We start from the raw sequence: 24,237 nt of genomic DNA, 5'->3' as shown, positions 1-24,237 counted from the left end.
TGCTCATGCCTCTTGGCGGTTGAGGGCGAAGAACTCGGCTTCGCTGACAATACGGTTGACCAGGCGCCCGACGCCTTCGACTTCGACCACCACTTCATCGCCCGGCACCACGTCGGCCAGGCCTTCGGGGGTGCCGGTGGCGATCATGTCGCCCGGCTGCAGGGTCATGAAGCTGGACAGGTATTCGATCAGGTAGGGAATGTCGAAAATCATGTCTTTGGTGCTGCCTTGCTGCTTGAGCTCACCGTTGATCCAGGTGCGCAAGGTCAGGTTGGAGGCGTCCGGCACATCGGCGGCATCGACGATCCACGGCCCGACCGGGGTGGTGGCGTCGCGGTTTTTCACCCGCAGGTTGGGCCGGTAGTAGTTCTCCAGGTAATCGCGAATCGCGTAGTCGTTGCACACCGTGTAACCGGCCAGGTAATCCAGGGCGTCCTCGCGCTTGACGTTGCGCGCCGGCTTGCCGATCACCGCCACCAGCTCGCACTCGTAGTGCATGTAGGCGACGTTGTCCGGGCGCCAGCTGACCTGGTTGTGGCCGGTGTAGGTGCCCACCGACTTGACGAACGCCAGCGGCTCGGTGGGCGGCGTGAAGGCAAGCTCTGCCGCGTGGTCGGCGTAGTTCAGGCCCAGGGCGAACATGTTGCCGGTGGCCGGTGGCAGCCACTCGACCTGCTGCTCTGCCAGCAAGCGGCCGTCAGCCAGGCGCACGGCGTTGTCGGCCTCGACGGTGACGGCGTGGACTTGGCCCTGGTAGCGGATACGTGCGTGTTTCATCAGCGCTTCTCCTGCGCGGCAACGATGCTGTTGGTCAGGCGCCCGAGGCCGCTGATCTCGACTTCTACCTGGTCCCCGGGCAGCACATCGACGCGGCCCTCGGGGGTGCCGGTGATCAGCACATCGCCCTCGTGCAGGGTCATGAACTCGCTGATCTCGGCAATCAGCTGGGCGATGCTGCGGACCATGTTGGCGGTGCTGTTCTGCTGGCGCAGGGCACCGTTGACGAACAGCTTGATGCTCAGTTGCTGCGGGTCGCCAATCTGCGCGGCGGGTACCAGCTCAGGGCCCAGGGCGCAGAAGCCGTCGCGGCACTTGGCCTTGACCGCCGGGCGGTAATAGCTGTCTTCCGGCAGGCTGAATTCATTGACGATGGTGTAGCCGGCGACATGGCTGAGGGCATTGTCGACGCTGACCCGGGTGGCACGCTTGCCGATCACCACGCCCAGGGCCGGGCCCGGTTGCAGCTGTTCGATGCCTTGCGGATAGACCACGGGCTGGCCGTGGCCATTGCGGGTGTTGGGGGTCTTGATGAACAGCACCGGCTTGACCGGCGGCTTTTGGTACGGCGGCTGTTCGAATTCGGCGAGACGCTGGTTCAGCAAACCCTGGTAGTTCAGCGCAACGCCGAACAGGGTACCGCTGGCAGCATCGTGCAAGGCACGGCTCATGGGGTTCTCCTGGCTGGGGCAGGGGGCAGGGTCCCTGCTCGAATAATTGTTAATGTATTAACGTTATAATTAAGATGTTAACGAAATGCAAGCGGCTTGCTGCAGGAGTAAGCTGGCGACAGAGCAACAAGAGTGAGCAGGGCCATGAGCGAGCGCCAGCCAATCCCCAACATCAACATCGGTCAGGTCTATGACCAGCGCTACAGCGATGCCGAGGTGCACTACGACAAGCTCGGCAACCTGGCCGGGTTTTTCGGCCGCAACATGCCGGTGCACCGCCATGACCGGTTTTTCCAGGTGCATTACGTCAAGAGCGGCACGGTGCGGGTGTACCTGGACGACCAGCAGTACGTTGAATCAGGGCCGATGTTCTTCCTCACGCCGCCGACCATCCCGCATTCCTTCGTCACCGAGCCCGATGCCGACGGCCATGTGCTGACCGTGCGCCAGCAACTGGTCTGGCAGTTGCTCGAAGCTGATCCGGGGTTGGCGCCGGGGCCGCAGGTGGCGCCGGCCTGCGTGGCCTTGAATGGCCTGGAGCCGAGCTACGCCGCCGAGGCGCGGCGCCTGGCGCTGCTGTTCGACGAGCTGCACAGTGAGATCAACGCCAGCGCAGCCGGGCGCGGGGCGGCGCTGGAAAGCCTGACGCGGCTGATCATGACCAGCCTGCTGCGCCTGTGCGCGCGCTCGTTGCCGGCACGGCAAACCCGCCATGAAGACTTGCAGGTGTTCCATCGTTTCAACGAGCTGATCGAAGCCCACTACCTCGAACACTGGCCGCTGGCGCGCTATGCCCAGGGCATCGGCGTGACCGAGGCGCGGCTCAACGAAGTGTGCCGGCGTATCGCCGACCTGCCGTCCAAGCGGCTGATCCTTGAACGGCTGATGCAGGAAGCGCGGCGCCTGTTGCTGTACACCGGCAGTTCGGCCAACGAGATCTGCTACAGCCTGGGCTTCAAGGACCCGGCGTATTTCAGCCGGTTCTTTTTGCGTTACGCGCAACAGACGCCGGGGGAGTACCGTCAGCGTCAGGCGGGGTTGCGCTAGGCCTGGCCGCGCAGCCAGAGGTTGTCGAAACGCCAGGTGCTGAACAGCGTCTGCTCGGCCGCGGCGCCGCCGACCTGGCGCGAGAAGGCATCGAGCAGATTCACATAGCCCCAGATCAGCAGGCCGCCACGCTCGTACTGGATCTGCTGGGCCTGGTGCACCAGGGCGCTGCGCTTGGCCAGGTCCGGCTGGGCCATGGCCTGGAGGAACAGTTCGCTGAACTGCGGGTCGTTGAAGTGGGTCTTGTTGGCCACGGCGAAGGGCGCGTCGATATGCATGGCGCTGGCCAGAAACGGCGCGCCGATGGTGCCGCCGGTGCTCAGTTGCCACTGGTCGTGCTGCGGGCCGTCGAAGGTGGCCTGGTCGACCTGGCGCACCTTGAGGCTCACGCCCATGGCCTTGGCCTGTTCGGCGAACACCAGCGCCGATGCCAGGGCTGGGCCGCTGGTGGTCACCAGCTCGACTTCAAGTTGCTCGTAACCGGCGTCGCGCAGCAGTTGCGCCGCCCGTTGCGGGTCATGCGGGCGCGGGCCGAGGCTGTGATTGAAGGTCGGGTCGTTCGGTGCGTACAGGTCGTTGGCCACCCGGCCCTGGCCGTTCAAGGCACGGCGCACCAGCTCCGGGCGGTCGGCGAGCAGGCGAAACGCCTCGCGGACCTTCGGGTTGTCGAACGGCGGCTTACGGGTGTTCATGTCGAACGACAGCCAGTTGCCGCTGACCGAGGTCACCAGTTGCAGGCGCGGGTCGCGTTCGATGATCTGCAATTGCTCGCTGGGCAGGCCGTTGGCCATGTCGATCTGCCCGGCACGCAAGGCAGCCAGGCGCGAGACCTGGTCCTTGAAGTCGATGATCTCCAGTTCGTCGGCGTAGGGTTTGCCGTCCTTGTAGTAGTTCTCGAAGCGGCTGAACACCGAGCGCTGGCCGGGGGTGAAGCTTTTCAGCTTGTAGGGGCCGGCACCCACCGGGTTGGTCAGCGGGTGGTAATCGACCGGGACGATGCCGCCGAAGTTGACCCAGGTTTCTGCCAGTGGCAAGTAGCTACGGCCGTCCTTGAAGCGGATGCGCACGGTGCGCGCGTCGAGTTTTTCCAGGTTGTCGCGGTCGACCCAGTGCAGCAGCGCGGCATAGGGCGAGGCCAGTTTCGGGTCGGTGAGGCGGCGAATGGAGAAGATCAGGTCGTCGGCATCGATAGTCTTGCCGTTGTGAAACTCAAGGCCTTGGCGCAGGCGCACGGTCCAGCTGCTGGCGTCGGCGCTGGCCTCGGCTTCTTCGGCCAGGGCCAGGCGCGGCTGCATCTGCTCGTCCCATTCCCACAGCTTGCTGTACAGGGCAAAGCCGCGAACGATGCCGCTGCCGATCGGTTTGTGGGCATCAAGGTTGCCGACCTGGCCGCCCGACAGCACGCCCAGGCGCAGGCGCCCGCCATGGCGGGGCGGGTCGCTGGCCAGGTTGCTGGCGGCAGGTGTGTCGGGGCCGCAGCCACTGAGCAGCAGGCCGCCGCCCAGCGCCAGGCTGTAGCCGAGAAAGCGCCGGCGCTGTCGATCAAAAGTGTCCATGGCCTCAGGCTCCTGCCGCACGCAGGGCCGGCGCCTGGGTGTCGATGCGCTTGAGCGGCGCTCGTTCGCTGCGAAAATGCGGGAGGATGTGCTCGCCCAGGCGGTAGGCTTCTTCCAGGTGCGGGTAACCGGCGAGGAAGAACAGGTCGATGCCTAACTGGTTGTACTCGCGAATCCGCGCCACCACGTTCTCGTAGCTGCCAACCAGCGCCAGGCCTGGCGGGATGCCGATATAACCGAAACCGGCCCAGACGTTGGGGTAGATGAAAAAGTCGTCGAACGGCCGGGTTTCATCCTTGGCCGCGTACTCACTTTCGTAGCTGAGCTTGCGCGCGGTGCGCAGCCCGGCATGGGCGGCCACGGCCTTGACCGCGCCCTTGGCCACGCCTTCGTCGAAGAAGCGCTTGGCCTCGGCCAGGGCCAGGGCTTCGGTCTCGCGGGTGATGACATCGATCGACAGGCCAAAGCGGATATTGCTGCGGCCATGCTTGAGCGCCCGCTCGCGAATGTCGGCGATCAGCGCGCGGATCTCGCTCGGGTGCTCGGCCCGCATCAGGTAGAAGTCGGCGTGGCGGGCGGCGAATTCCCGCGCCGCAAGCGACGAGCCGGCGGTGCAGATCAGCGGCAGTTCGGCCTTTTTCTGCGGGCCGCGCAGGCCGCCACCTTCGGCCTTGTAGAAGCGCCCCTGATAGTGGAAGTTCTCCGAGTGCCAGTAGCCCTTGACCACGTCCATGAACTCGATCGCGCGCTCATAGCGTTCATCGTGGTCGCTGAAGTCGCCAACCTGGCGCTGCACCGTATCCGAGCCGCCATTGATGATGTTCCACACCAGGCGGTTGCCGCTGGCGCGCTGGTAGGTCGCCGCCTGCTGCACGGCAACCCAGGGCGTGTAGTGGAAGGGTTGGAAGGCGGTGACGTAGCTTAAGGTACGGGTCTCGCGGGCCAGCAGCGAGCACACCGTCCATGGCTCTTCACCGGACGGCGCGTTGACCATCAGTGCGCCACCAAAGCCGTTGATCTCGGCGGCGCGGGCGATCTGCCCGAGGTAGTCGATGTAGGTGAAGTGATCGCCCACGGCAAAGTTCGAGACCGCGCCGGTGCTGTCGTCGGCGTCGGCATGCCAGTCGCCGCGGTTGCGCGGGTCGCCAGGGAGGAACTGGGTTTCGCCGTGCAAGGGCAGGCGGGTGAAGAATTCGATGCTCACGGTCAGCGTCCTTATTGCACGGTGGGGTTGCAGATCGGTGCGATGGGCTGGTCGCTGAACACTTTGCGGGCGAAGGGCAGCGAGTCCTTGAGCGAGGCATTGACCGTTTCGCTATGGCCCAGGCCCTTGTACAAGTGACCTTCGACGATCGAGCCGGTCTTGCAGGCGTCCTGCATCAGCGCTACCTGGGTGGCGGCGGCCGGGGTCTTGTCTTCGGCGCCGGTGCCGATGAAGATCGGCTGGGCGAGTTTCAGGGTTGGGTAGGACACCTGCGCCAGCCAGGGTTTGAGCTGCTCGCCGCTGTTGGCCTTGCGGGTGTTGGCCGGGGTCAGGCCGGTGCCGACCACATCGGCCACCAGCGACGACAGGCAGGTGGTGCGGGCCTGCTCGAACAGCGGCAGGGCCTTGTCGGTGTAGAAGTCGCGCGGGTCGATGCTCGGGTCGTACTGCTGGGCTGCCAGCAGGGTGTAGAAGCCATAGGCCAGGGAGGCGTCGACCTTGTCCTGGTCCTGTTCGCCGACGTTCTTCGCGCCGACGGTGTAGATCACCCCGGTGCCGACGCTGCCCTTCAGGCCCAGCTCCGGGGCGTAGGTCGGCGCATAGGCGGCCGAGGCGAAGGCGCCGGCGCCGCCCTGGGACTGGCCGACCACCAGCACCTTGTTGGCCAAGCCCGGCACCCCGGCAATCGCCGCGCGGGCAGCGTCGAGGATGCCGTAGGCAGCCATGCGGTTGTTCAGCAGCGGGTGGCCGCCGGGCACGCCCAGGCCCTGGTAGTCGGTGGCGACAATGGCATAGCCCTCGTTGAGCCAGCGCGCCAGGTACTGCACGTCGCGGTACGAGCGCCCGGCCCAGGACGGCGCGCAGACATCCGCCACGCCCACCGTGCCATGGCCCCAGGTCACCACCGGCCAGCCGCCTGCCGGCGCCTTGCCCTTGGGAATGAACAGCGCGCCGGAGACGGCCACCGGGGTCTTGCCGTCGATGCCGTCGGTAGAGCTGTAGAGGATGCGCAACTGCGAGGCGGCGCCGGGCAGGCTCAGGGTTTGTTCCAGGGGTTCGCTGCGCAGCAGTTTGCCTGGGCTGGCCGGGATGGCCTGGCTCCAGCTGTAGAACGCCGAGACCCGGCCATCGCCTTGCAGCGGGTCGGCTTTGGGCGCGAAGGTTTCAGCGGCCACGGCGCTGAGCGACAGGGCCAGCAGGCTCAGGCCGAAGGCGAAGGTTTTTTGCAGTGTCATCGAGAGGTCCTTGCACGGTGCGTTTGCCCAGGCTTGAGCGAAATGCGTGCCAGGGCGCTGCAGGCCCCGGATTTGTTGGGCTACGTTGCCAACGAGGATGTTCTCGGGGATCGATGCTGCTGGCCAGCAGCCACGGATTGCTGGGCGACTGTTGCTGGGGCAGCAGTGCAAAACACATATCTCTTATTGGAATATATAAATGCTAATTAATAATTATTTGTTCTAATTTGTTTCGGGCACTATGGCCCTGCGCTTTCACTGCCAGGAATGCACCATGTCGCTGATAACCCATCCCCACGCCCGGGAACTGACCAAATCCGTTCGCGCCACCGTTCTGGTGTTCAAGGACCCGCGCTCCCAGGAACTGCTCAGCCGCATCGAACGCCTGGCGCCGAGTGAAGCCAATACCCTGATCATTGGCGAGACCGGCACCGGCAAGGAGCTGGTCGCCCGGCATATCCATCAACTCAGCCGCCGCGGGCGCGAGCCGTTCGTGGCGGTCAACTGCGGTGCCTTTGCCGAAACCCTGGTCGAGAGCGAGCTGTTCGGCCACGAGAAAGGCGCCTTTACCGGCGCCACCAACAGCAAGGCCGGCTGGTTCGAAGCGGCCAACGGCGGCACGCTGTTCCTCGATGAAATCGGCGACCTGCCGTTGAACATGCAGGTCAAGTTATTGCGGGTGCTGCAGGAGCGCGAGGTGGTGCGCCTCGGTTCGCGCACACCGATCCCGATCAACGTGCGCCTGGTGGCGGCGACCAACGTCAACCTGGCCGATGCGGTGGTGGCCGGGCATTTTCGTGAAGACCTGTTTTACCGCCTGCACGTGGCAACCATCCGTCTGCCGCCGCTGCGCGAACGGCCGGGGGATATCCTGCCGCTGGCCGAATTCTTCCTCGAAGAGCACTGCCAGCGCCTGGGTTACAGCCGCGCCAGCCTAAGCCTGGAAAGCGAACGCAAGCTGCTCTCGCACAGCTGGCCGGGCAACATCCGCGAGCTGGAAAACGCCATTCACCATGCCTTGCTGGTATGCCGGAAACAGGTGGTGCAGCCGGCCGACCTGCATTTGGTGGACATGCGTTCGGTGGGCATCCGCCAGGAGGAACACAGCCAGCCGCTGCGCATCGCCAGCGAGCCGCCGAACCTTGAGGCGGCGCTGACGGCGCTGTTCGAGCAGAACATCCCGGACTTGTACGAGCATATCGAGGAGACGGTGTTTCGCACCGCGTACCGCTTCTGCCATGGCAACCAGTTGCAGACCGGGCGCCTGCTCAATATCAGCCGCAACATCGTGCGGGCGCGGTTGGAGAAGATTGGTGAGTTGAAGCGCAGCGAAGGTGTAGTGGGGTAGGGCCTCATCGCGGGGCAAGCCCGCTCCTACAGGGTGGGAGCGGGCTTGCCCCGCGATGCTTCAAGTCCATCTGATCCGTATAAATACCCCCAACCTGAATCTGTAACTCAGTACACCCAAAAGCCATAGTGACGGCCTCCCTGATGAGGTCCGAACCATGTATCACTATGACGAGTATGACCGTGCACTGGTGTTCGAGCGCGTGGCGCAGTTTCGCGATCAGGTGCGCCGGTTCATGGCTGGCGAACTGAGCGAAGAAGAGTTCCTGCCCCTGCGCCTGCAGAACGGCCTGTATATGCAAAAGCATGCCTACATGCTGCGCGTGGCCATCCCCTACGGCACCCTCGGCGCCCGGCAGATGCGCACCCTGGCGCAGATCGCGCGCGAGTACGACCGTGGCTACGGCCACTTCACCACGCGCCAGAACATTCAGTTCAACTGGATCGAACTGGCCCAGGTGCCGGACATCCTTCAGCGCCTGGCCGAGGTCGAGATGCATGCGATCCAGACCTCCGGCAACTGCGTGCGCAATATCACCACCGAAGCCTTTGCCGGTGTTGCCGCCGACGAGCTGCTCGACCCGCGGCCGCTGGCCGAGATCCTGCGCCAGTGGTCGACCATCAACCCGGAATTCCTGTTTTTGCCGCGCAAGTTCAAGATCGCCATCTGCTCGGCGATTGAAGACCGCGCGGCGATCATGATGCATGACATCGGCCTCTACCTGTACCGCGACGGCCGTGGCCAGATGTGCCTGCGGGTGATGGTCGGCGGCGGCCTGGGGCGCACGCCGATCCTCGGTTTGCAGATCCGCGAAGGGCTGGCGTGGCAGCACCTGTTGTCGTATGTCGAAGCGATTTTGCGCGTGTACAACCGCCATGGCCGGCGCGACAACAAGTACAAGGCGCGGATCAAGATCCTGGTCAAGGCGCTGGGCATCGAGGCGTTCTCCCGCGAGGTGGAGGAGGAGTGGCAACACATCAAGGACGGCCCGGCGCAACTGACCGAAGACGAGTTCCAGCGGGTCGCCGCCGCCTTCGAACCACCGGCCTACGACAGCGTCATCGACAATGAACTGGCCTACGACACCCACCTGGCCCAGGACCACGCCTTCGCCCGCTGGGTGGCCTGTTGCGTCAAACCGCACAAGGTGCCGGGCTATGCCAGCGTGGTGCTCTCGACCAAACCGGGCGATGCCTCGCCACCGGGTGACCTGACCGATGCGCAGATGGATGCCGTGGCCGACTGGTCGGAGCAGTTCGGTTTTGGCGAGATCCGCATTGCCCACGAGCAGAACCTGATCCTCCCCGACGTGCGCAAGCGCGACCTGCATGCACTCTGGCGCCTGGCCTGCGAGCGGGGCCTGGGCACGGCCAACATTGGTCTGTTGACCGACATCATCGCCTGCCCGGGTGGCGACTTCTGCGCTCTGGCCAACGCCACCTCGATTCCCATCGCGCAGTCGATCCAGCGCCGCTTCGATGACCTGGACTACCTGCACGACCTGGGCGAACTGAGCCTGAACATCTCCGGCTGCATCAACGCCTGCGGCCACCACCACATCGGCAATATTGGCATCCTCGGCGTCGATAAAAATGGCAGCGAGTGGTACCAGGTGACCCTCGGTGGCGCCCAGGGCAAGCACAGTACCCTGGGCAAGGTCATCGGCCCGTCGTTCAGCGCCGCCGAGATCCCGCAGGTGATCGAACAGATCATCGCCACCTACTGCGCCTATCGCGAGCTGGATGAGCCCTTTGTCGACACCGTGCGCCGGGTCGGCCTGGAACCCTTCAAGGAACGGGTCTATACCAAGCGCCCGGAGGAGCTGATATGCGTAATGTAATTGGCCTGCGCAATGGTCAAGCGCAGTTGATCGAGCACGATCCCTGGCAGCTGTTGCGCGAACCCGGCGAGGTGCTGCCCGATGGCCTGCTGATCTTGCCGCTGGCCACCTGGATTGCCCGCCGCGCCGAGCGGCCCATGGGCCGTGACGGTTTGTGGCTGGGGCCGGACGATGAGATCGAGCCGCTGCGTGCCTGGCTGCCCCAGGTGCCGCTGATCGCGGTGGATTTCCCCAGCTTTCGTGACGGCCGTGGCTACAGCCAGGCGTACCTGTTGCGCACCCGGCTGGGCTGGCATGGTGAGCTGCGCGCGGTGGGTGATGTGCTGCGCGACCAGCTCAGCCATATGCGCCAGTGCGGCTTCGACAGTTACGCCGTGCGGGAAGACAAATGCGCCGAGGATGCCTTGCTGGGCCTGGCCGGCATGAGCGTGCTGTACGGGCGTTCGGTGATCGAGCCGCGGCCGTTGTTTCGTCGGCGCTGACGGCGTCGCCGGGTTCGGGCTACCATGCCGGATCGCCCGTTCGACAGGATGTTGCTGCATGCCATTCACTACCCGTGTTGCCCGGCCCAGTGATGCCGAGGCGCTGAGCATCATCGCTGGCCAGACCTTCGCCCTGGCCAGCCCGCCGGACGCTGCCGCCCAGGCGTTGCAGGAATACATCGACACCCGGCTGCAGCCCGAGCATTTCGTCCTGCACCTGCTCAACCCGCGCAAGCGCCTGCGGGTGCTGGAGCACCTGGGTGAGGTGGTGGGCTACAGCCTGGTCGACAACGCGCCCGAGGTGCTGGGAATTGCCGAGGCGGACGGCCTGCCGGAGCTCAGCCGCTGCTATGTGCTGCCCGAGCAACATGGCCAGGGCGGCGCGCAGCTGTTGCTCGACGACACCCTGGCGCAGGTGCGCGGCGGCATTCGCCTGACCGTCAACGAACAGAATGCCCGGGCCATCCGCTTCTACCAGCGCAATGGTTTTAGCAAAGTGGGCGAGGCGTTTTTCGAATGCGGGCCGGAGCGCCATCGCGACTGGGTGATGGTCGCGCGGCGGTGACAAAACTGGTTACAGTGTCGCTCTCATCTTACGGCCCAAGGTCCTGCTCATGACTGATCTCAGTGCATTCCCGATCACCCGCAAATGGCCTGCCCGACAGCCTGAGCTGCTGCAGCTGTACTCGCTGCCTACGCCCAACGGCGTGAAAGTGTCGATCATGCTCGAGGAGATCGGCCTGGCCTACGAGGTGCACAAGGTCAGCTTTGAAACCAATGACCAGCTGACTCCGGAATTCATCTCCCTGAGCGCCAACAACAAGATCCCGGCGATCCTCGACCCCAATGGCCCGGGCGGCCAGGCGCTGGCATTGTTCGAGTCCGGGGCGATCCTGATCTACCTGGCGGAAAAGACCGGCAAGCTGCTGCCTGCGGACCCGGCCAAGCGCTACGAAACCCTGCAGTGGTTGATGTTCCAGATGGGCGGGATCGGGCCGATGTTTGGCCAGTTGGGGTTCTTCAACAAGTTTGCTGGCAAGGCGTATGAAGACAAGCGTCCGCGTGATCGTTACGTGGCCGAGTCGCGGCGTTTGCTCGGGGTGCTGGACAAGCGCCTGCAGGGGCGCGATTGGGTGATGGACGAGTACAGCATTGCCGACATCGCGATTTTGCCCTGGGTGCGCAACCTGATCGGTTTTTACGAGGCCGGTGAGCTGGTCGGCTTTGATGACTTTGCCAACGTCAAGCGGGTGCTGGCGGCGTTTGTGGCGCGGCCGACGGTGGAGCGGGGGTTGAAGATTCCTGCTTAGCGCCCTATTGCGGGGCACGCCCGCTCGCACATACCTGTGGGAGCGGGCTTGCCCCGCGATGGCTAAAACACCTGCCGAAACACCCAATACAACCCCCCCGCCAGCACAATCGCCGCCGGCAAGGTCAGCACCCAGGCCATCAGCAGGTTGAACAGGGTGCGCATCTGCAAGCCCGAGCCGTTGGCAACCATGCTCCCGGCTACCCCGGACGACAGGACATGGGTAGTCGACACCGGCAGCCCGTACATGTCCGCCGCACCGATGGTGCACATCGCCACCAGCTCCGCCGAAGCGCCCTGGGCGTAGGTCAGGTGGGTCTTGCCGATCTTCTCGCCGACGGTCACTACGATCCGCCGCCAGCCGACCATGGTCCCCAGCCCCAGGGCGATGGCCACGGCGATCTTCACCCACAGCGGAATGTAGCGGGTGGCGCTGTCGATCTGTTGCTTGAACAGCTGCACCTTGGCCTGGGTATCGGCATCGAACTGCCCCAATTGATGCTTGTCGATCAGGCGGATGGCCTCGCTGGTCAGGTACATGTCGTTGCGCACGTTGGCCATGGCCTCTGCCGGTACCTTGTTCAGCGAACCATAGCCTTTGACCTCGGTGCCGATCATGCCGGCCAGCGCCGCCAGGGCCGGTAGCAGCTCGTCGCTGGCCTGCGGCTGGCGGATGAAGGCGCTGAGGGTCTGACGTGGATCCGCCGGTGCCGGGTGCGCGGTACTGCGCTGCAAGGCCTGCTGGGTGACCTCGGCTACCGCGGCAAACTGCAGCGACTGGTCTGCCGGCATGGTTCGGTTGAGGGCATAGGCCATGGGCAGGGTGCCGACCAGGATCAGCATGATCAGGCCCATGCCTTTTTGCCCGTCGTTGGAGCCATGGGCGAACGACACCCCGGTGCAGGTGAGAATCAGTAGCCCGCGAATCCACCAGGGTGGCGGCGTATTGCCCACCGGCGCCTGGTACAGCTCGCGGCGCTTGACCAGCATGCGCAGGGCCAGCAGCAACAGCGCCGCGCAGGAAAAACCCACCAGCGGCGAGAGCAGCAGCGAATAGCCGACCTTGCTGGCTTGGGTCCAGTCCACGCCGCTGCTGCCATCGCGTCCGTGCATCAGCGCGTTGGCGATGCCGACGCCGATGATCGAGCCGATCAGGGTATGTGACGACGAGGCCGGCAGGCCCAGCCACCAGGTACCTAGGTTCCAGATGATTGCCGACAGCAGCAGGGCGAAAACCATCGAGAAGCCGGCCGAGGAGCCGACCTGCAAAATCAGCTCCACCGGCAACAAGGCGATGATGCCGAATGCCACTGCGCCACTGGACAGCAGCACGCCGAGAAAATTGAAACAGCCGGACCAGACCACAGCCACCGACGGTGGCAGCGAATGGGTGTAGATCACCGTGGCCACGGCGTTGGCGGTGTCGTGAAAGCCGTTGACGAACTCGAAGCCCAGGGCAATCAGCAATGCCAGGCCGAGCAGCAGAAACGGTGTCCAGGTGGTGACCACGGTGCCGGTGGCGTCGATGTCGCGCATCAGGCTCCAGGCGGTATACACCAGGCCGGCCACGAGCAAGCCAAAGAACAGGGTCAGGGTGGTGCGGCCGGGTTTGTGATCGAGACGGGGGCGTGGGTCGTGGTTGGCCAGCGATGGGCTGCCAGCCAGGGTCGGGGTGGTCATGATGACGGGTCCGGGTTACCAGGAAGGGTTTAGCCTTGCCCGGCCATGATAAAAACAATCGCTGACAGTGCCGTGACCTCGGTCAAGGAAAGTCTTAGCATCAAAGGACCTGCCGATGGAGCGTAACGATGATCCGCTGCAAACGCGTTTATGACCCGCAGGACGCCGCCGATGGCCAGCGGGTGCTGGTCGACCGGCTGTGGCCGCGCAACAAGCGCAAGGACCAGCTGCAGGCTTTGTGGCTGCCGCAGGTGGCGCCTTCAACGGCGTTGCGTCAGGCTTTTCACAAGGGAGAGATGGATTTTGCCGGCTTTGCCGAGCAGTATCGCCAGGAGCTGACGGCCCAGCCTGTGCATTGGTGGAAGCTACTGGGCATGGCCGGGCAGGGCGATGTGACCTTGCTGTATGCCGGCAAGGACACCGCGCACAACAATGCCACGGTACTGGCGCAGTGGCTTGAGGATGAGTTGGAGCGCCAGGGGCCGGGGAGTTCGCCGGTGTGTTATGCCGACGAATTCAAACCTTGAAAAGCATCGCGGGCATGACCCGCGAAGAGAACCACTATGACTGTGCAACTGACCCCCGCCACCGACCAGTACCGCACCTTCGCCCGCGACCTCACGCGCCGGGCCATGCTGGCGTATTACCGCGAGTTCGATCTGCTCTGGCAGGAAGAAGCCTTCGACCAGGCCTGGGAGTGGCGCGAGCAGTGGCTGATCAGCGAAGCCGAGCAACCGCTGGGCTACTTCAGCCTCAGCCAGGACCGCCAGGCCCTGTTCATCCGTGAACTGCACCTGCTCGAAGGCTTTCGCGGCCGTGGCGTCGGCAGCTGGGTGTTAGCGCAACTGGCCGACTGGACCCGCCAACGGCAATTGCCGCTGCTGCGCCTGATGGTGTTCAAGAGCAACCCGGCACGGTTCCTGTACCTGCGCGAGGGCTTTGTCTGTGTCGGCGAAGACGAGTGCTTTTTGCGCCTGCAGCGGGCGATCGCCTAGCTCGACCCGCACCACGCAACCCCGGCGCTGGGTGGCATCGAGCAGCAGGCTCTGCACCGGCAACAAGTCACCGATCAGCAAGTTCTGCTGGATCGGCTTGCCCTCGAAGGTGTTCGGCCCCAGCACCACCTGCTGCAAACCCTCGACCCGTACCACCGCCTTGCCGACCTTGCCCAGGGTGTTGCCGCTCAAGGTCAGGGGGCCGGCCAGCGGCGCGGCATTGCGCAGGCTGACGGCGTATTCCGGGCTGTTGCCGATGCGGTTGCCGATCAGGCTGACGGCGCCGACCTCGCTGGCATCCACTGCGCTGCCCTGGCTGTTGCCGATCAGGTTGTCGCTGATCAACAGCGGCGCGGCAGGCGTCGGCGCCAGGTTGCGCAGCTGGATGCCGTTGCCACGGCTGTCGCCGATCAGGTTGCCGGTCAGCAGCAGCGCACCCTGTTGCTCGCTGACTTCGATGGCCGCCTTGTGCGCGCCGAGGATCAGGTTGTGCTCGATGCGTGCGCGGGTCTGGCCGCGCAGGCGGATGCCGCTGTTGTTGTCGATGCCGCGCAGCTGGTTGTTGCGCACTGTCACCTGGCTGTCACGCACGTCGATGGCGTACTGCTGGGACTGGCCGAACTGGCTGTTGTCGATCTGCGCCTGGCTGTGTTGCAGCTCCACCGCGCTGGACAGCTCATTGAACTGGCTGTCGCGGATGATCACTGTGGCCGGGCGGGTGGACGCTGCCTGCTGGCTGCTCAGGGCGGTGGTCAGGCCGCGCGAAAGGTTGGCGTTGTAGCCCAGGCGGTTGAGGGTCGAGCCCAGCACCTGGGTGTGGCTGCCGGCCCAGGCCACCACGAACGGGCGCCAGGCGCGGTCGGTGCTGGCGGTTTTGTCGCCGGCGACGCTCTCCAGGCGCGACTGGTTCAAGCCCAGCCAGCCCTGGTTGATCAGCGCCGTGCCGGAGTAGCTGTACAGGTACAGGCTGGTGCCTTCGAGCAGCAGGCCGCCGTCGCTGGCGATCACCAGCGGGTAGCTGAGCAGGTAGCCGTCCTTGTAGCGCTTGATGATCTTCGGGTCGCTCAGGGCATCGTGCAACTGCGCGAGCGTGATGCTGCCACCGCGCACCAGCACCGCTTGCGGGTGATGCGCCTGGTAGCCGGCGATGGCGCGGAACAGGCCGTTGTTGACGAACGGCTCGAACGGCCAGCTGCCAGCCTGGGACGAGAACATCGGTTGCAGGCTGACGCTGGCGCGGCCAGCCGGGCGCGCACGTTCGCTGACCTGCAGTTGCACGGCCTGGCTGACCTGTTGCTGCAACTGTTGCAGGTCGCGCTGGTGTTCGGCGCTGTTCACCGCGCTCAGCGATTGCTGCAGCGCCAAGCTCTGGCTGGCAGCCTGGGCCATGGCGCTGAACAGCAGCGCAAGGCAGGAAAGGGTAAGCGGGCGGGCAAGCATGGCCATGACGGTTCGTCCTTGGGTTACGGCAGTTTGGGATAGAACGGCTTGAGCGGGCCGCCGATCTGGCTGTAGTTGTCGACCTCGCCATCCTCGCTGTCATACAGCTGGCGGGCCAGGCGGTTGCCCGGGGCGCGCTGCAGGAAGGGGATCAGCCAGGCCAGTTTGTACGGGGCGACGTCGCTCTGTGACTTGCCCTTGAGCTCGGGCAGGCCGTCGGGGTCGAGGATGCTGCGCGCGGCGAAGTTTGCCAGCCGTTCCAGGGTCTGCTGATCGTCGCTGCTCCACGCCAGGCCATTGGCCCGCGCCGATTCGGCCAGGAGCACCAGCGGCACCAGGGCGTACTGGCTGTAGGTGGCGGCCAGCTTGCTGCGCGCCACTTCCAGCGGCAGGTAGGCGTAGCTGCCATCGGCGGATTTGACCGCCTGCTGCAGGCCACGGCGCAGGTTGCCGTCGGCCCACTGGATGAAATCGTCGCGCTGCACCAGCATGCCGGTCGCCGCCACGGCCCAGGCCGCCCAGTAGTCATGGTTGTTGAACCAGGCAAAGCCCGGGGTACGGCGCGGCTGGTACTCGGCGATGATGCGCTCGCCCAGTTGACTGAACCAGGCCTTTTGCGCCGGCGACAATTGCAGCTTGGCGTCGCTGGCGGCCTGGGTCATCAGCAGGGTCGAGGCCATGGCCGCCACTGCCCATTTACGTGCGGCCATGCCGGTGCTGCTGGCGTCGGGGTTGAGCAGCGCACCGGCCTGGGCCCAGCGCTCCAGCCACTGGTCCTGACAGGCCAGGGCCATGTTCGCTTCCTGCGGATTCTTGGCCCGCTGGAAGCGCTTGCTGGCGTAGATCAGCCCGCCGATGAACGGCTTGACCTGCTTGTCGATCTGCTCGCTGCTGGCATCCGGGGTGCTGCGCAGGGTCGACTTGCTGGCGTCGCGCTGGTCGTACTTGCTCTGCATCTGCAAGCTGCCGGTGTAGGGCGGCGGTACTTCCTTGCTGCAGCTCAAGGTCCGGTAGTCGGCGATCATCGCCGACTGCGCGGTGGCCCGCGGCGGCCAGATCGAGGTGGCGGCCAGGCTGCTGCCCAACTGCAGGCTGGCGCACAGGCCCAGGCCCAGTGCTGCCCAGGTTTTTACAGGCATACGCGGGTTTCCACTTGAGTGGCGGCAGTGCCAGGCTTGGTCGGCTCCATGAACACCGACAGCAGGTTGGCCCCGGCGAACTCCTTGGCCCGGCTCAGCTCCAGGTAGTACTGGCCGCCGGTGACCACCGCCTCGCGGCGGAACCAGACTTTGTCGCGGGCACCGTTGTCGTAATAGACGATCACGTAGAAGTCCTTGACGTTCTTGTCGCTGATACGGATGTCGAGAAAGCCCTGGCCGTTGCTGAGGTTCTTGCGCGCCTCGCCGGCATTGCTGAGCAGCTCGATGCGCTCGTTGACCCGCAGCGGCGGGCGCTGCACCCGGTTGGCCAGGACCTCGGTCGACACCGGGCAACCGCCCTTGATCGCCGGGATCAACTGGCGGTACATCTGCTCGGACTCCAGTTGGTAGTTGGCCGGCAGCTCCCAGATGATCAGCTTCGGTGGCGCCTTGGGCTTGTAGTTCTCCGACAGCAGGTATTCGAGCAGCGAGCCGTCCTGGCCGACGCCGGGCAGGGCGTAGTTGAGGATGTCGACTTCCAGGTACTGCTTGAGGTAGCCGTCGAAGTTGAACTGCTTGCTCTCGTCTTCACGGGCGGCGGCGTTACTGTCGCCGACCAGGATCACCTCTGGGTCCGGCGCGTCGTCGAACAGCGCATCGGCGCCGTCGGCTTCGGGGATGGTCTGGTAGCCGCGTACATACTGGAAACCATAATTGTTGCCGCAGATATAACTCAGCGCCAGGTTCATGGTGCCGTCCTTGGGCACCATGACGCCGGGTTCGGTGCGGTAGCGCTTTTTGCTCAGCTGGGCATAAAACGGCTGGCGGCGTACCTCTTCGGCGACCAGTCGCGCGGTGGCTTCGGCGCCGGCCGGGGTCCAGTGGTGGTCACGGCGAAAGAAGAACTCGCCCTTGGGCGGAGTGTGCACCAGTTGCATCAAGGGCGGCACCACCGCGCCACCGGCGCGCAGTTGCTGCAGGTAGCTGTCCAGGTTGCCGCTGGCGCGGGCAAAGTCGAAGCCATGCAGCTTGTCGGCATAGAGTTTGTCGCGGTGCATCAGGCCACGGGTGGGTTGCACCGCCATGGCTACATGGATGCCCTGCTGGCGAAAGGCGGCCATCAAACGCGCGAACTCCGCACGCATGGGCGCCGGGATGCCGAAATCGTTGGTCAGGTCGACCGCCGAGCGGAACAGCCAGCGGTCCTTGGCCGGGACGATCTCGCGCATCAGCTTCATACGCCCTTCGGCGTAGTTCTGCGGGTTGCTCAGGCCCGGGCAAACCATGCATTCAAGGCTGGTGCAGGTGGCCTTGGCGGGCTCTGCGGCCACGCCCGGGGTGCTCAGCAGCGGGCCCAGCAGGGCCGCCAGGCCAAGGGGAAGAATGCGCTTCATGATCACTCGCTCGGGTCGATGCTGTTGGCCAGGCTCATGCTCTGGTAGCCGGCGCCCTTAGGCAGCAGCACGTAGCTGTAGGAGCGGCCTTTTTTCAGGAACAGTTCATCGAACCTGGCCACGTTCTGCTCCTGGACGTAGGCGGCAAAGCCGATCTTGATCTCGTTGACCATGCGGCTGCCGGTCTGGTCCTTGCCCAACGGGTCGACGATCACGTGCTTGCCGTCGACGGTTTTCAACGCCGCCTGGGCCGGGGTCAGGTTGTAGAAGGCGACCTGGGCTTTCTTCGGTTCGTTGACGTACTTGTCGGCGATCAGGGTCAGCTTGCTGCCATCAAAGACCACGGTGCTGGCGGCGTTGGCCTTGAGCTGCGGTTCGATGGCGGTGCCACCAACGGCGATCTTGTGCGCGCCGGCCGGGGTGAAGCGGTAGCCGCTGAGCTGGCCGGCGGCGACCCGCTGCGGGTTGATCTTGCCGCTCAGGGTCACGTCGATGTTGCTGCTCGACAGATTGAGCACCCGGACGAAAGCCGAATCGGCCGGGGCCACGGCGTCGTACAGGTCGGCGTTGCCTTCGGCGGCATGAACGGCGGCGCTGCCCAGCAGCAGGGCGGAAGTGGCGAGCAGGCGTTGCAGTGCGGTATTCATCAGTCTCTCCTTAGAAATGTTGGGTCTGGCCGGGGCGGCTCAGGGAGCCGAGGCGGTGGGCGAGCAGGGTGCGCAGGGGGAACTCCCAGACCACGGTGTCGATCTCGGGGTTGCTCAACTGGTCGCTGGCCAGGAACTGGCTCATGGCCTCGAACGGCCCGCGCGCTTCCACCGACACGCTCAGCAGGTCGCGGTTGAGTGCCTCCTTGAGGAAGCCGACGAAGTTCCAGTCATCGATCTTGCTGTAGCTGGTGCCCACCAGCATCAGGCTCTGGTTTTCGCTGGCGAACAGGTCGCTGGCGCTCTGTTCGGCCTTGAGGGTTTCGTACAGGGCGATCTGGCTGGGGCCGAACTGCGGCGCCAGCTGCGCGTGGTTGAACTGGATGTAGTTCATCAGGTCGCCCTTGACCGTCTTGTCGGCGACCTTGTGCGACAAGTAGCGCTCGTCACCGAGCAACTCCGGGCGCTGGTGGGCCAGTTCGTAGGCGCTCAGGCGCGCACCTTCCGGGCTCCAGTGGGTGTCCGACTTGAGGAACAGCTCGGGGCCGGCGAGGTTGGCTAGGAATGCCGAACGCAGCGGGGTCACCGCAATGTCCTGCGCCTGCAGACGCTCGACGAAGCGCTCGTACAGGCTGATCGCCCGCGGGTCGACCGCGCGCTGGGTGTGGGCGGCATACACGTCGACTTTCATCGGCAGCGGCAGCACGATCAGGCGCTTGTTGTGGGCCTTGAGCCGTTGCTCGATCTCGGCGATCTGTTTGAGCTGGCCGTCGAGGTTGGCCTCAAGGTTGTTCGGTACGCGGTACTCCTGGTTGGTGTAAAGCCAGCCGTCCTTACCCAGCACCACGCCCTTGGTGCCTTCGTCGAACAGCCGGTACTGGGCGTTGGCCCACAGCTCGACCGACGGCTCACGCAGGAAAAAGCGCTTCTCGTAGACTTGCTCGAACTTGCGCAGCAGCTTGCCGTCGACGAACAGGTTCCAGGCGTCGGTCTGGTTGCGGGCAAAACTGAACACCGGTGGCAGCGAGTAGACGAACATGCCCGCCAGCAGGACGCCGAAGGCAATGCCGTTGACCTTGCTGGCCGAATTCATGACCGGGTACATGGCGGTCTCCTAGAACTGAAAGTACAGAAAGGGCGAGAACGAATGCGCCGCCAGGCTGCTCAGCGCCAGGGCAAACCCTGCCCACAGCAGCAGGGCCTTGAGGCCGCCGACATGGCGCATGAAGTACTGCTCCTTGTTGCCGGCGTAGAACCGCACGTTGTTGCTGCCAGCCAGCACCAGCCAGCACAGGGCAATGGCGGCGAACGACATGGCCATCTTCGAGGCGCCAAGGACGTACAGGTCCAGCGAGCCGAGGCCGTTGAGGCCGAACAGCGCCTGGTAGATGTCGATGCTGTGGCGCAGGTCGTTGGTGAAGAACAGCGGCATGCTCAGGATGATCAGCACGAAGGTGCGCAGGTTGCGGCCCAGGTGGTAGGGCGTGGTGATCTTGGTCGCCAGGTTGAATTTGCGCTCGATGACCATGCCGAACCCGAAGAACAGCCCCCAGCAGATAAAGGCGAAGCTGGCGCCATGCCACAGGCCCGACAGCAGCATGGTGTAGACCAGCGCCGGCAGCGCCCCGGCGATGCGCTTGCGCACCAGCGGCATGTACACGTAGTCGCGCAGAAAGTGCGCCAGGGTCATGTGCCAGCGCGCCCAGAACTCGGTGATGCTCTGCGACACGTAGGGCTGGTTGAAGTTTTCCGGAAAGCGGAACCCCATCATCAACGCCAGGCCCAGGGCCATGTGGCTGTAGCCGGCGAAGTCGAAGTACAGCTGCAGGGTCGAGACCACCAGGCCGAACCAGGCATCGCTCAACTGCAAGGTGCCTTCGCTGATGAACAGCACGTTGATCGGCGCCAGTTGGTCGGCGATCAGTACCTTCATGATGAAGCCGAGCATGAAGCGGCACACGCCCAGGGAAAACAGCTCCAGCGAGTGGGTACGCTGGCGCAGCTGCGGCGCCAGCTGGCTGTAGCGCAGGATGGGCCCTGCCACCAGGTGCGGGAACAGCGCGACGAAGGCGGCGAAGTCGATGAAGTTGTTGGTCGGCGTGGCGTCCTTGCGGTAGATGTCGACGATGTAGCTCAGGGCATGGAACACATAGAAGGAGATGCCCAGCGGCAGGAAGATCGTCTCCAGGGTGAAGGTGTTGATGCCCAGCGGCGCGAGCAGGGCGGCCAGCACGTCGGCGCCGAAGTTGGCGTACTTGAAGTAGCCCAGGGTCGACAGGTTGCCGATGATGCCGATCCACAGCAGGCGGAACGCCCAGCGCTTGTCGCCGGCATCCAGGCGCGCCTTGATACGCAGGCCGAACCAGTAGTTCCAATAGGTGATGGCCACGAACAGCAGGAGAAAGTCCGGCCGCCACCAGGCGTAGAAAATGTAGCTGGCGGCGACGATCACCGTCGAGCGCCACTGCGCCCGGGCGAGGAAGTACACGGCCAGGAACAGCGGCAGGTAAAGGAACAGGAAGACGTTGGAGGCGAAGATCATCTCGGGTTCCGTCCTTAGTAACTGACCACGACGCCGAAGGTCAGCTGGTAGTCATCACCACTGTCCAGGGCATTGCCGGCGTTGAGGTAGCTGGCGCTGACCAGGGCGTTGACGTCCAGGTGCTTGCCGTCGATGGCCACCGGAAACATCTTCCAGTAGTAATTGAGGTCGAGCATCTGCCCGACATCCTTGCCGCCGCCGTGGGTGCCCTGGGCAATGGCGCGGTTGCGCTCGCTGCGCTGGTCGCCTTCGAGGCGGATCGGCAGGGTGCCGTTGGCATCGCGCAGCTTGAGTTCGGTCAGGCGAAAATCCAGGGCGCTGCGCGGCGTCGGGTTGGTTTCCAGGGCGATGCCGTAGTAACTGAGGTTGCGCAGATCGAGGCTGACGAAGGCGCTGGCCAGGCGCGTGCTGTAGCTGCCCTGGCGGGTGATGCGGTCGGACTGGATGGCGTTCAGGCGAAAGCCGTCGTTGTCGTTGCTCGGTTTGTCGGTCAGGCCACCGCGCAGGGCTACCCGTGGCGTCCACGGCAAGTCGTGGAATCGCTTGCCGATTTCACCCAGGGCCGCCCAGCCGCTGGCGTTGTGGCCGGTGCTGGTGACGCCGTTGACGTCGGTGTTGTCGACCTTGCCATCCAGGCCCGCGAGCTCCAGGTGGTAGTCGCTGAACAGCGGCGTCACGTCCAGGTCGTCAGCCTTGAAGAACAGCCCGTAGCGCATGCCCTTGAAGTCGTAGCGGTCTTCGGCGTCGTGGCCGCTGTGGTCGTTCTCGTGCAGCAGGCGTACGCCGGCCCAGTTGTGCTCGCTCCAGCGGTAGGCGTATTCGCCCATCAGGTAGGTGGTGCGCTCCTCGCTGTCGGCCAGGCGGTTGACGTCGCTGTTGTAGTTGTAGAACTTCTGCGCCACGGCGACGAAGCCACGGGAGAAGGTGTCGTTGTAGTTGAAACGCAGCGACTCGATGCTGTCGTCCCACCAGATGCCGTAGTCGTCGAAATAGCGCTGGCGCCCGGCCGACAGCGAGAAGCGCGGGTCGTCGCCAAGCAGGTTGCGCTTCACATACAGCTCGCGCAGCTCGGCGTACCAGCCTTTGGGCTGTTCACGGTCGAGGTTGTTGGCGTTTTCGTTCTGCACGCTGGCCGACTCGCTGGAGTCGTAGTTCAGCCACACACGGCCATAGACCATCCACTTGGCCCAGCGTTTTTCCGGTGAGTACCAGGCAAACGATGGCTCGTAGCGCAGGCTGTAGAACATCTCGCGGCTGCGGCCGACTTCGGAGTTTTCCGGGCCGTAGCCGGTCTGCACGGTGAGCTTGTTGAAGAATTCCGAGGTGATCACCGGTTCGCTGGCGCCAGCGACCCGCACCGGCTCGCTGCTGTCGGCCTCGGGGCCGGTGACTTCTTCCAGGGCTTGCGCCGGGTACAGCGGTGCCAGGGCCAGCAGGGCGCCGAACAGGGTGTGGTGGGCTTTCACAGGGTTGCCTCCTTCAACAGATCGGTACGCGCCGCCAGGGCACGCTCGATGTCATCCTTTTTCAGGGTCTTTTCCAGGCGTTTGACCAGGCTGCGGGCACCGTTCTCACCCAGCGCCAGGGCTACCTGGGCATAGGTGTAGGCCTTGACCGGGTCGTGGCAGATGGCGCGCCCGTAAGCATGCAGGGTGGCCATGCGGTACCAGGCGGCGGTGGAGCCGGCCCGGGCCTGGGCCTGGAAAATCTCCAGGGCCTTGTCCTGGTCGGGCTGGTCGGCCACGCCCTTGCTGTAGTACTCGGCCAGCAGCAGTTCGGCGTCGGGGTAACGGCTGGCGAGCAGCTCGTCGATCAGTGCGCGGGCCTTGTCCGGGTCCAGGGTCAGCCAGTTGTTGACCATGTAGAACGAGGCCTGCAGCGCCTTGGCCCGGGTTGCTTCGCGGGCCTGGACCTGGTCGATCAGCGCCTGGGTCTCTTCGGCGTTGTGCTCGGTGGGGTTGGAAATCATGTAGTTGGCCTTGGACACCATCGCCGGCACAAACCCGCGTTCGACGGCGTTGTCGCGCCAGCGGTGGGCTTCGGTGCGGGCCAGGTCCAGGGCATCGCTGCGCTGCTTGTCGGCGGCCAGTTGCGCGGCATCCTGCACCCGGGCCGGGCCCATGGCGCTGGCCTGGCGCTCATAGCGGTCGGCCTCCTGCTCGGCGCGCTGCACGCTGTTGATGCTGTCGAGCAACGAGCCGATGCGGTGCACGATCTCTACCGCCAGGGCCGGGCGCAGCGCTTCGAGGCTGCGGGCAAAGGCCGGGAAGGCGCGGTCCTGATCGTCGCCGAGGAAGCGGTAGTAGCGATCGATCGCCCGCACATCCACGCGCACCGCCTGCTGGTAGAAACGCTCGGCGCCCGCGCGGTCACCCTGACGCTCGGCCAATACCGCCTGGTACAGCTCGGGGCGGCAATTGAGCAGGCACGACTGCTGGTACAGCGCCAGTAACTGCGCCGCTTGCTCGGTGGAGACCCGTTGCGGGTAAACCAGGAACACTTCCAGGGTGGTGCTGGCATTGCGCGGGTCGAGGGTCGCCGGGTAGCGCGTCAGGGCCTGGGCCATCCACTGCTGCTGGCCCTTTTGCAGGCTCGGGGTGCGGTCCAGCAGGCGCGCCAGCGAGGCCAGTGCCGGTACCTGGCCACGGCCATCGGCAAACGCCTCTTTGTACAGGGCGATGATTTCTGCGCGGCTGGCGCCATCGCTGTTGGCTAGCACATCACCGAGCAACAGCTTGGACGCCAGGTCTCCGCGCTCGGCCAGGGCGCGCAGGTCGGCACTGACGTTGGCACTGGGATCTTTGTACAGCGCGTAGCGGATCTGCTCCAGGCTTTGCCCGGCCAGGGCGCTGCCGGCGCAGGCAAGACCGATGCTTGCCAGCAACAGGCGGGAGGGCGTCTTCGCATTCATTGCCTATTCCTTCCTTGGTG

21 protein-coding genes and 1 pseudogene are annotated in these 24,237 nt (G+C 64.9%); 8 read left to right on the top strand and 14 right to left on the bottom strand.

Annotated elements, in window-relative coordinates:
* Nucleotides 1-3 precede the first annotated feature (3 nt).
* Both F8N82_RS12670 and F8N82_RS12665 read right to left on the bottom strand, forming a co-directional pair.
* Entirely contained in the window at nt 4-777 is a 774-nt protein-coding gene (locus tag F8N82_RS12670) for a fumarylacetoacetate hydrolase family protein (protein WP_038995640.1), read from the bottom strand.
* The gene (locus F8N82_RS12665; RefSeq protein ID WP_038995639.1) at nt 777-1,448 is read right to left on the bottom strand and encodes a fumarylacetoacetate hydrolase family protein; all 672 of its coding nucleotides are present in this window, start codon (nt 1,446-1,448) and stop codon (nt 777-779) included. Before F8N82_RS12665 ends, F8N82_RS12670 begins: the two co-directional genes overlap by 1 nt.
* 144 nt (nt 1,449-1,592) lie before the next feature.
* On the opposite strand from F8N82_RS12665, the gene hpaA reads away from it, so the two are divergent.
* Nucleotides 1,593-2,495 carry a 4-hydroxyphenylacetate catabolism regulatory protein HpaA gene (gene hpaA / locus F8N82_RS12660; RefSeq protein WP_038995638.1) on the top strand — a complete coding sequence of 301 codons (903 nt, stop codon included), beginning with the start codon at nt 1,593-1,595 and terminating at the stop codon, nt 2,493-2,495.
* Here the strand turns inward: hpaA and F8N82_RS12655 are convergent.
* The 3 genes from F8N82_RS12655 to F8N82_RS12645 are packed head-to-tail and all read right to left on the bottom strand — an operon-like array spanning nt 2,492 to nt 6,490.
* Entirely contained in the window at nt 2,492-4,051 is a 1,560-nt protein-coding gene (locus F8N82_RS12655) for an ABC transporter substrate-binding protein (protein WP_038995637.1), read from the bottom strand. The two genes, hpaA and F8N82_RS12655, sit on opposite strands and share 4 nt — an antisense overlap.
* Before the next feature lie 4 nt (nt 4,052-4,055).
* A complete protein-coding gene (locus F8N82_RS12650; protein WP_038995636.1) occupies nt 4,056-5,255 on the bottom strand; it encodes an LLM class flavin-dependent oxidoreductase in 1,200 nt (399 codons plus the stop codon).
* A gap of 11 nt (nt 5,256-5,266) precedes the next feature.
* Nucleotides 5,267-6,490, bottom strand: a complete 1,224-nt coding sequence (locus F8N82_RS12645) for a lipase family protein (RefSeq protein WP_038995635.1) — start codon at nt 6,488-6,490, stop codon at nt 5,267-5,269.
* A 274-nt stretch (nt 6,491-6,764) separates the two neighbouring features.
* On the opposite strand from F8N82_RS12645, the gene F8N82_RS12640 reads away from it, so the two are divergent.
* The 5 genes from F8N82_RS12640 (at nt 6,765) to F8N82_RS12620 (ending at nt 11,470) form a co-directional block, all read left to right on the top strand.
* Nucleotides 6,765-7,838, top strand: a complete 1,074-nt coding sequence (locus tag F8N82_RS12640; protein WP_038995633.1) for a sigma-54 interaction domain-containing protein — start codon at nt 6,765-6,767, stop codon at nt 7,836-7,838.
* A 157-nt stretch (nt 7,839-7,995) separates the two neighbouring features.
* On the top strand, nt 7,996-9,678 hold the full coding sequence (locus F8N82_RS12635) for a nitrite/sulfite reductase (protein WP_038995632.1): 1,683 nt from the start codon (nt 7,996-7,998) through the stop codon (nt 9,676-9,678).
* On the top strand, nt 9,666-10,160 hold the full coding sequence (locus tag F8N82_RS12630; RefSeq protein WP_038995631.1) for a DUF934 domain-containing protein: 495 nt from the start codon (nt 9,666-9,668) through the stop codon (nt 10,158-10,160). The genes F8N82_RS12635 and F8N82_RS12630 overlap by 13 nt, the downstream gene beginning before the upstream one ends.
* 58 nt (nt 10,161-10,218) lie before the next feature.
* On the top strand, nt 10,219-10,725 hold the full coding sequence (locus F8N82_RS12625; protein WP_038995630.1) for a GNAT family N-acetyltransferase: 507 nt from the start codon (nt 10,219-10,221) through the stop codon (nt 10,723-10,725).
* Nucleotides 10,726-10,774: 49 nt separating this feature from the next.
* Entirely contained in the window at nt 10,775-11,470 is a 696-nt protein-coding gene (locus tag F8N82_RS12620; RefSeq protein ID WP_038995629.1) for a glutathione S-transferase N-terminal domain-containing protein, read from the top strand.
* Between the two features lie 62 nt (nt 11,471-11,532).
* On the opposite strand, the gene F8N82_RS12615 is transcribed toward F8N82_RS12620, so the two are convergent.
* Nucleotides 11,533-13,149, bottom strand: coding sequence for an inorganic phosphate transporter (locus tag F8N82_RS12615; protein WP_038995628.1), 1,617 nt, complete (start codon nt 13,147-13,149; stop codon nt 11,533-11,535).
* A gap of 128 nt (nt 13,150-13,277) precedes the next feature.
* Between F8N82_RS12615 and F8N82_RS12610 the strand changes: the two genes are divergently transcribed.
* Together F8N82_RS12610 and F8N82_RS12605 are read left to right on the top strand one after the other, a co-directional pair.
* Nucleotides 13,278-13,676: a DUF488 domain-containing protein gene (locus tag F8N82_RS12610; protein ID WP_038995626.1), complete on the top strand. Its 399-nt coding sequence runs from the start codon at nt 13,278-13,280 to the stop codon at nt 13,674-13,676.
* 36 nt (nt 13,677-13,712) lie between these two features.
* The gene (locus F8N82_RS12605; RefSeq protein ID WP_080764751.1) at nt 13,713-14,144 is read left to right on the top strand and encodes a GNAT family N-acetyltransferase; all 432 of its coding nucleotides are present in this window, start codon (nt 13,713-13,715) and stop codon (nt 14,142-14,144) included.
* 267 nt (nt 14,145-14,411) lie between these two features.
* Here F8N82_RS12605 and F8N82_RS12600 read toward each other — a convergent pair.
* From F8N82_RS12600 to F8N82_RS12565, 8 genes and pseudogenes are all read right to left on the bottom strand, one after another.
* Nucleotides 14,412-15,359, bottom strand: a pseudogene (locus tag F8N82_RS12600) (right-handed parallel beta-helix repeat-containing protein); the annotation flags it as partial.
* Nucleotides 15,360-15,607: 248 nt separating this feature from the next.
* Nucleotides 15,608-16,723: a polysaccharide lyase gene (locus tag F8N82_RS12595; protein ID WP_038995623.1), complete on the bottom strand. Its 1,116-nt coding sequence runs from the start codon at nt 16,721-16,723 to the stop codon at nt 15,608-15,610.
* Nucleotides 16,714-18,117: an alginate O-acetyltransferase AlgX-related protein gene (locus F8N82_RS12590; protein ID WP_038995622.1), complete on the bottom strand. Its 1,404-nt coding sequence runs from the start codon at nt 18,115-18,117 to the stop codon at nt 16,714-16,716. Before F8N82_RS12590 ends, F8N82_RS12595 begins: the two co-directional genes overlap by 10 nt.
* Before the next feature lie 2 nt (nt 18,118-18,119).
* Nucleotides 18,120-18,764 carry an alginate O-acetyltransferase AlgF gene (locus tag F8N82_RS12585; protein ID WP_038995620.1) on the bottom strand — a complete coding sequence of 215 codons (645 nt, stop codon included), beginning with the start codon at nt 18,762-18,764 and terminating at the stop codon, nt 18,120-18,122.
* A gap of 10 nt (nt 18,765-18,774) precedes the next feature.
* A complete protein-coding gene (locus F8N82_RS12580; RefSeq protein ID WP_038995619.1) occupies nt 18,775-19,869 on the bottom strand; it encodes an alginate O-acetyltransferase in 1,095 nt (364 codons plus the stop codon).
* Nucleotides 19,870-19,878: 9 nt separating this feature from the next.
* The gene (locus tag F8N82_RS12575) at nt 19,879-21,306 is read right to left on the bottom strand and encodes an MBOAT family O-acyltransferase (RefSeq protein ID WP_038995618.1); all 1,428 of its coding nucleotides are present in this window, start codon (nt 21,304-21,306) and stop codon (nt 19,879-19,881) included.
* A gap of 14 nt (nt 21,307-21,320) precedes the next feature.
* Nucleotides 21,321-22,772, bottom strand: coding sequence for an alginate export family protein (locus F8N82_RS12570; protein ID WP_150777029.1), 1,452 nt, complete (start codon nt 22,770-22,772; stop codon nt 21,321-21,323).
* A complete protein-coding gene (locus F8N82_RS12565) occupies nt 22,769-24,217 on the bottom strand; it encodes a sel1 repeat family protein (RefSeq protein ID WP_038995615.1) in 1,449 nt (482 codons plus the stop codon). The genes F8N82_RS12570 and F8N82_RS12565 overlap by 4 nt, the downstream gene beginning before the upstream one ends.
* Nucleotides 24,218-24,237 lie beyond the last annotated feature (20 nt).

It is taken from the genome of Pseudomonas fluorescens, assembly GCF_902497775.2.
In the GTDB taxonomy this organism is placed as follows: domain Bacteria; phylum Pseudomonadota; class Gammaproteobacteria; order Pseudomonadales; family Pseudomonadaceae; genus Aquipseudomonas; species Aquipseudomonas putida_F.
Note: the sequence above shows the minus strand (reverse complement) of the source record. Positions and strands in the feature narration are given on the sequence as shown.

Coding starts and splice junctions, on each gene's coding strand:
- F8N82_RS12670 (WP_038995640.1), bottom strand. CDS start 777: ATGAAACACGCACGTATCCGCTACCAGGGCCAAGTCCACGCCGTCACC.
- F8N82_RS12665 (WP_038995639.1), bottom strand. CDS start 1,448: ATGAGCCGTGCCTTGCACGATGCTGCCAGCGGTACCCTGTTCGGCGTT.
- hpaA (WP_038995638.1), top strand. CDS start 1,593: ATGAGCGAGCGCCAGCCAATCCCCAACATCAACATCGGTCAGGTCTAT.
- F8N82_RS12655 (WP_038995637.1), bottom strand. CDS start 4,051: ATGGACACTTTTGATCGACAGCGCCGGCGCTTTCTCGGCTACAGCCTG.
- F8N82_RS12645 (WP_038995635.1), bottom strand. CDS start 6,490: ATGACACTGCAAAAAACCTTCGCCTTCGGCCTGAGCCTGCTGGCCCTG.
- F8N82_RS12640 (WP_038995633.1), top strand. CDS start 6,765: ATGTCGCTGATAACCCATCCCCACGCCCGGGAACTGACCAAATCCGTT.
- F8N82_RS12635 (WP_038995632.1), top strand. CDS start 7,996: ATGTATCACTATGACGAGTATGACCGTGCACTGGTGTTCGAGCGCGTG.
- F8N82_RS12630 (WP_038995631.1), top strand. CDS start 9,666: ATGCGTAATGTAATTGGCCTGCGCAATGGTCAAGCGCAGTTGATCGAG.
- F8N82_RS12625 (WP_038995630.1), top strand. CDS start 10,219: ATGCCATTCACTACCCGTGTTGCCCGGCCCAGTGATGCCGAGGCGCTG.
- F8N82_RS12620 (WP_038995629.1), top strand. CDS start 10,775: ATGACTGATCTCAGTGCATTCCCGATCACCCGCAAATGGCCTGCCCGA.
- F8N82_RS12615 (WP_038995628.1), bottom strand. CDS start 13,149: ATGACCACCCCGACCCTGGCTGGCAGCCCATCGCTGGCCAACCACGAC.
- F8N82_RS12610 (WP_038995626.1), top strand. CDS start 13,278: ATGATCCGCTGCAAACGCGTTTATGACCCGCAGGACGCCGCCGATGGC.
- F8N82_RS12605 (WP_080764751.1), top strand. CDS start 13,713: ATGACTGTGCAACTGACCCCCGCCACCGACCAGTACCGCACCTTCGCC.
- F8N82_RS12595 (WP_038995623.1), bottom strand. CDS start 16,723: ATGCCTGTAAAAACCTGGGCAGCACTGGGCCTGGGCCTGTGCGCCAGC.
- F8N82_RS12590 (WP_038995622.1), bottom strand. CDS start 18,117: ATGAAGCGCATTCTTCCCCTTGGCCTGGCGGCCCTGCTGGGCCCGCTG.
- F8N82_RS12585 (WP_038995620.1), bottom strand. CDS start 18,764: ATGAATACCGCACTGCAACGCCTGCTCGCCACTTCCGCCCTGCTGCTG.
- F8N82_RS12580 (WP_038995619.1), bottom strand. CDS start 19,869: ATGTACCCGGTCATGAATTCGGCCAGCAAGGTCAACGGCATTGCCTTC.
- F8N82_RS12575 (WP_038995618.1), bottom strand. CDS start 21,306: ATGATCTTCGCCTCCAACGTCTTCCTGTTCCTTTACCTGCCGCTGTTC.
- F8N82_RS12565 (WP_038995615.1), bottom strand. CDS start 24,217: ATGAATGCGAAGACGCCCTCCCGCCTGTTGCTGGCAAGCATCGGTCTT.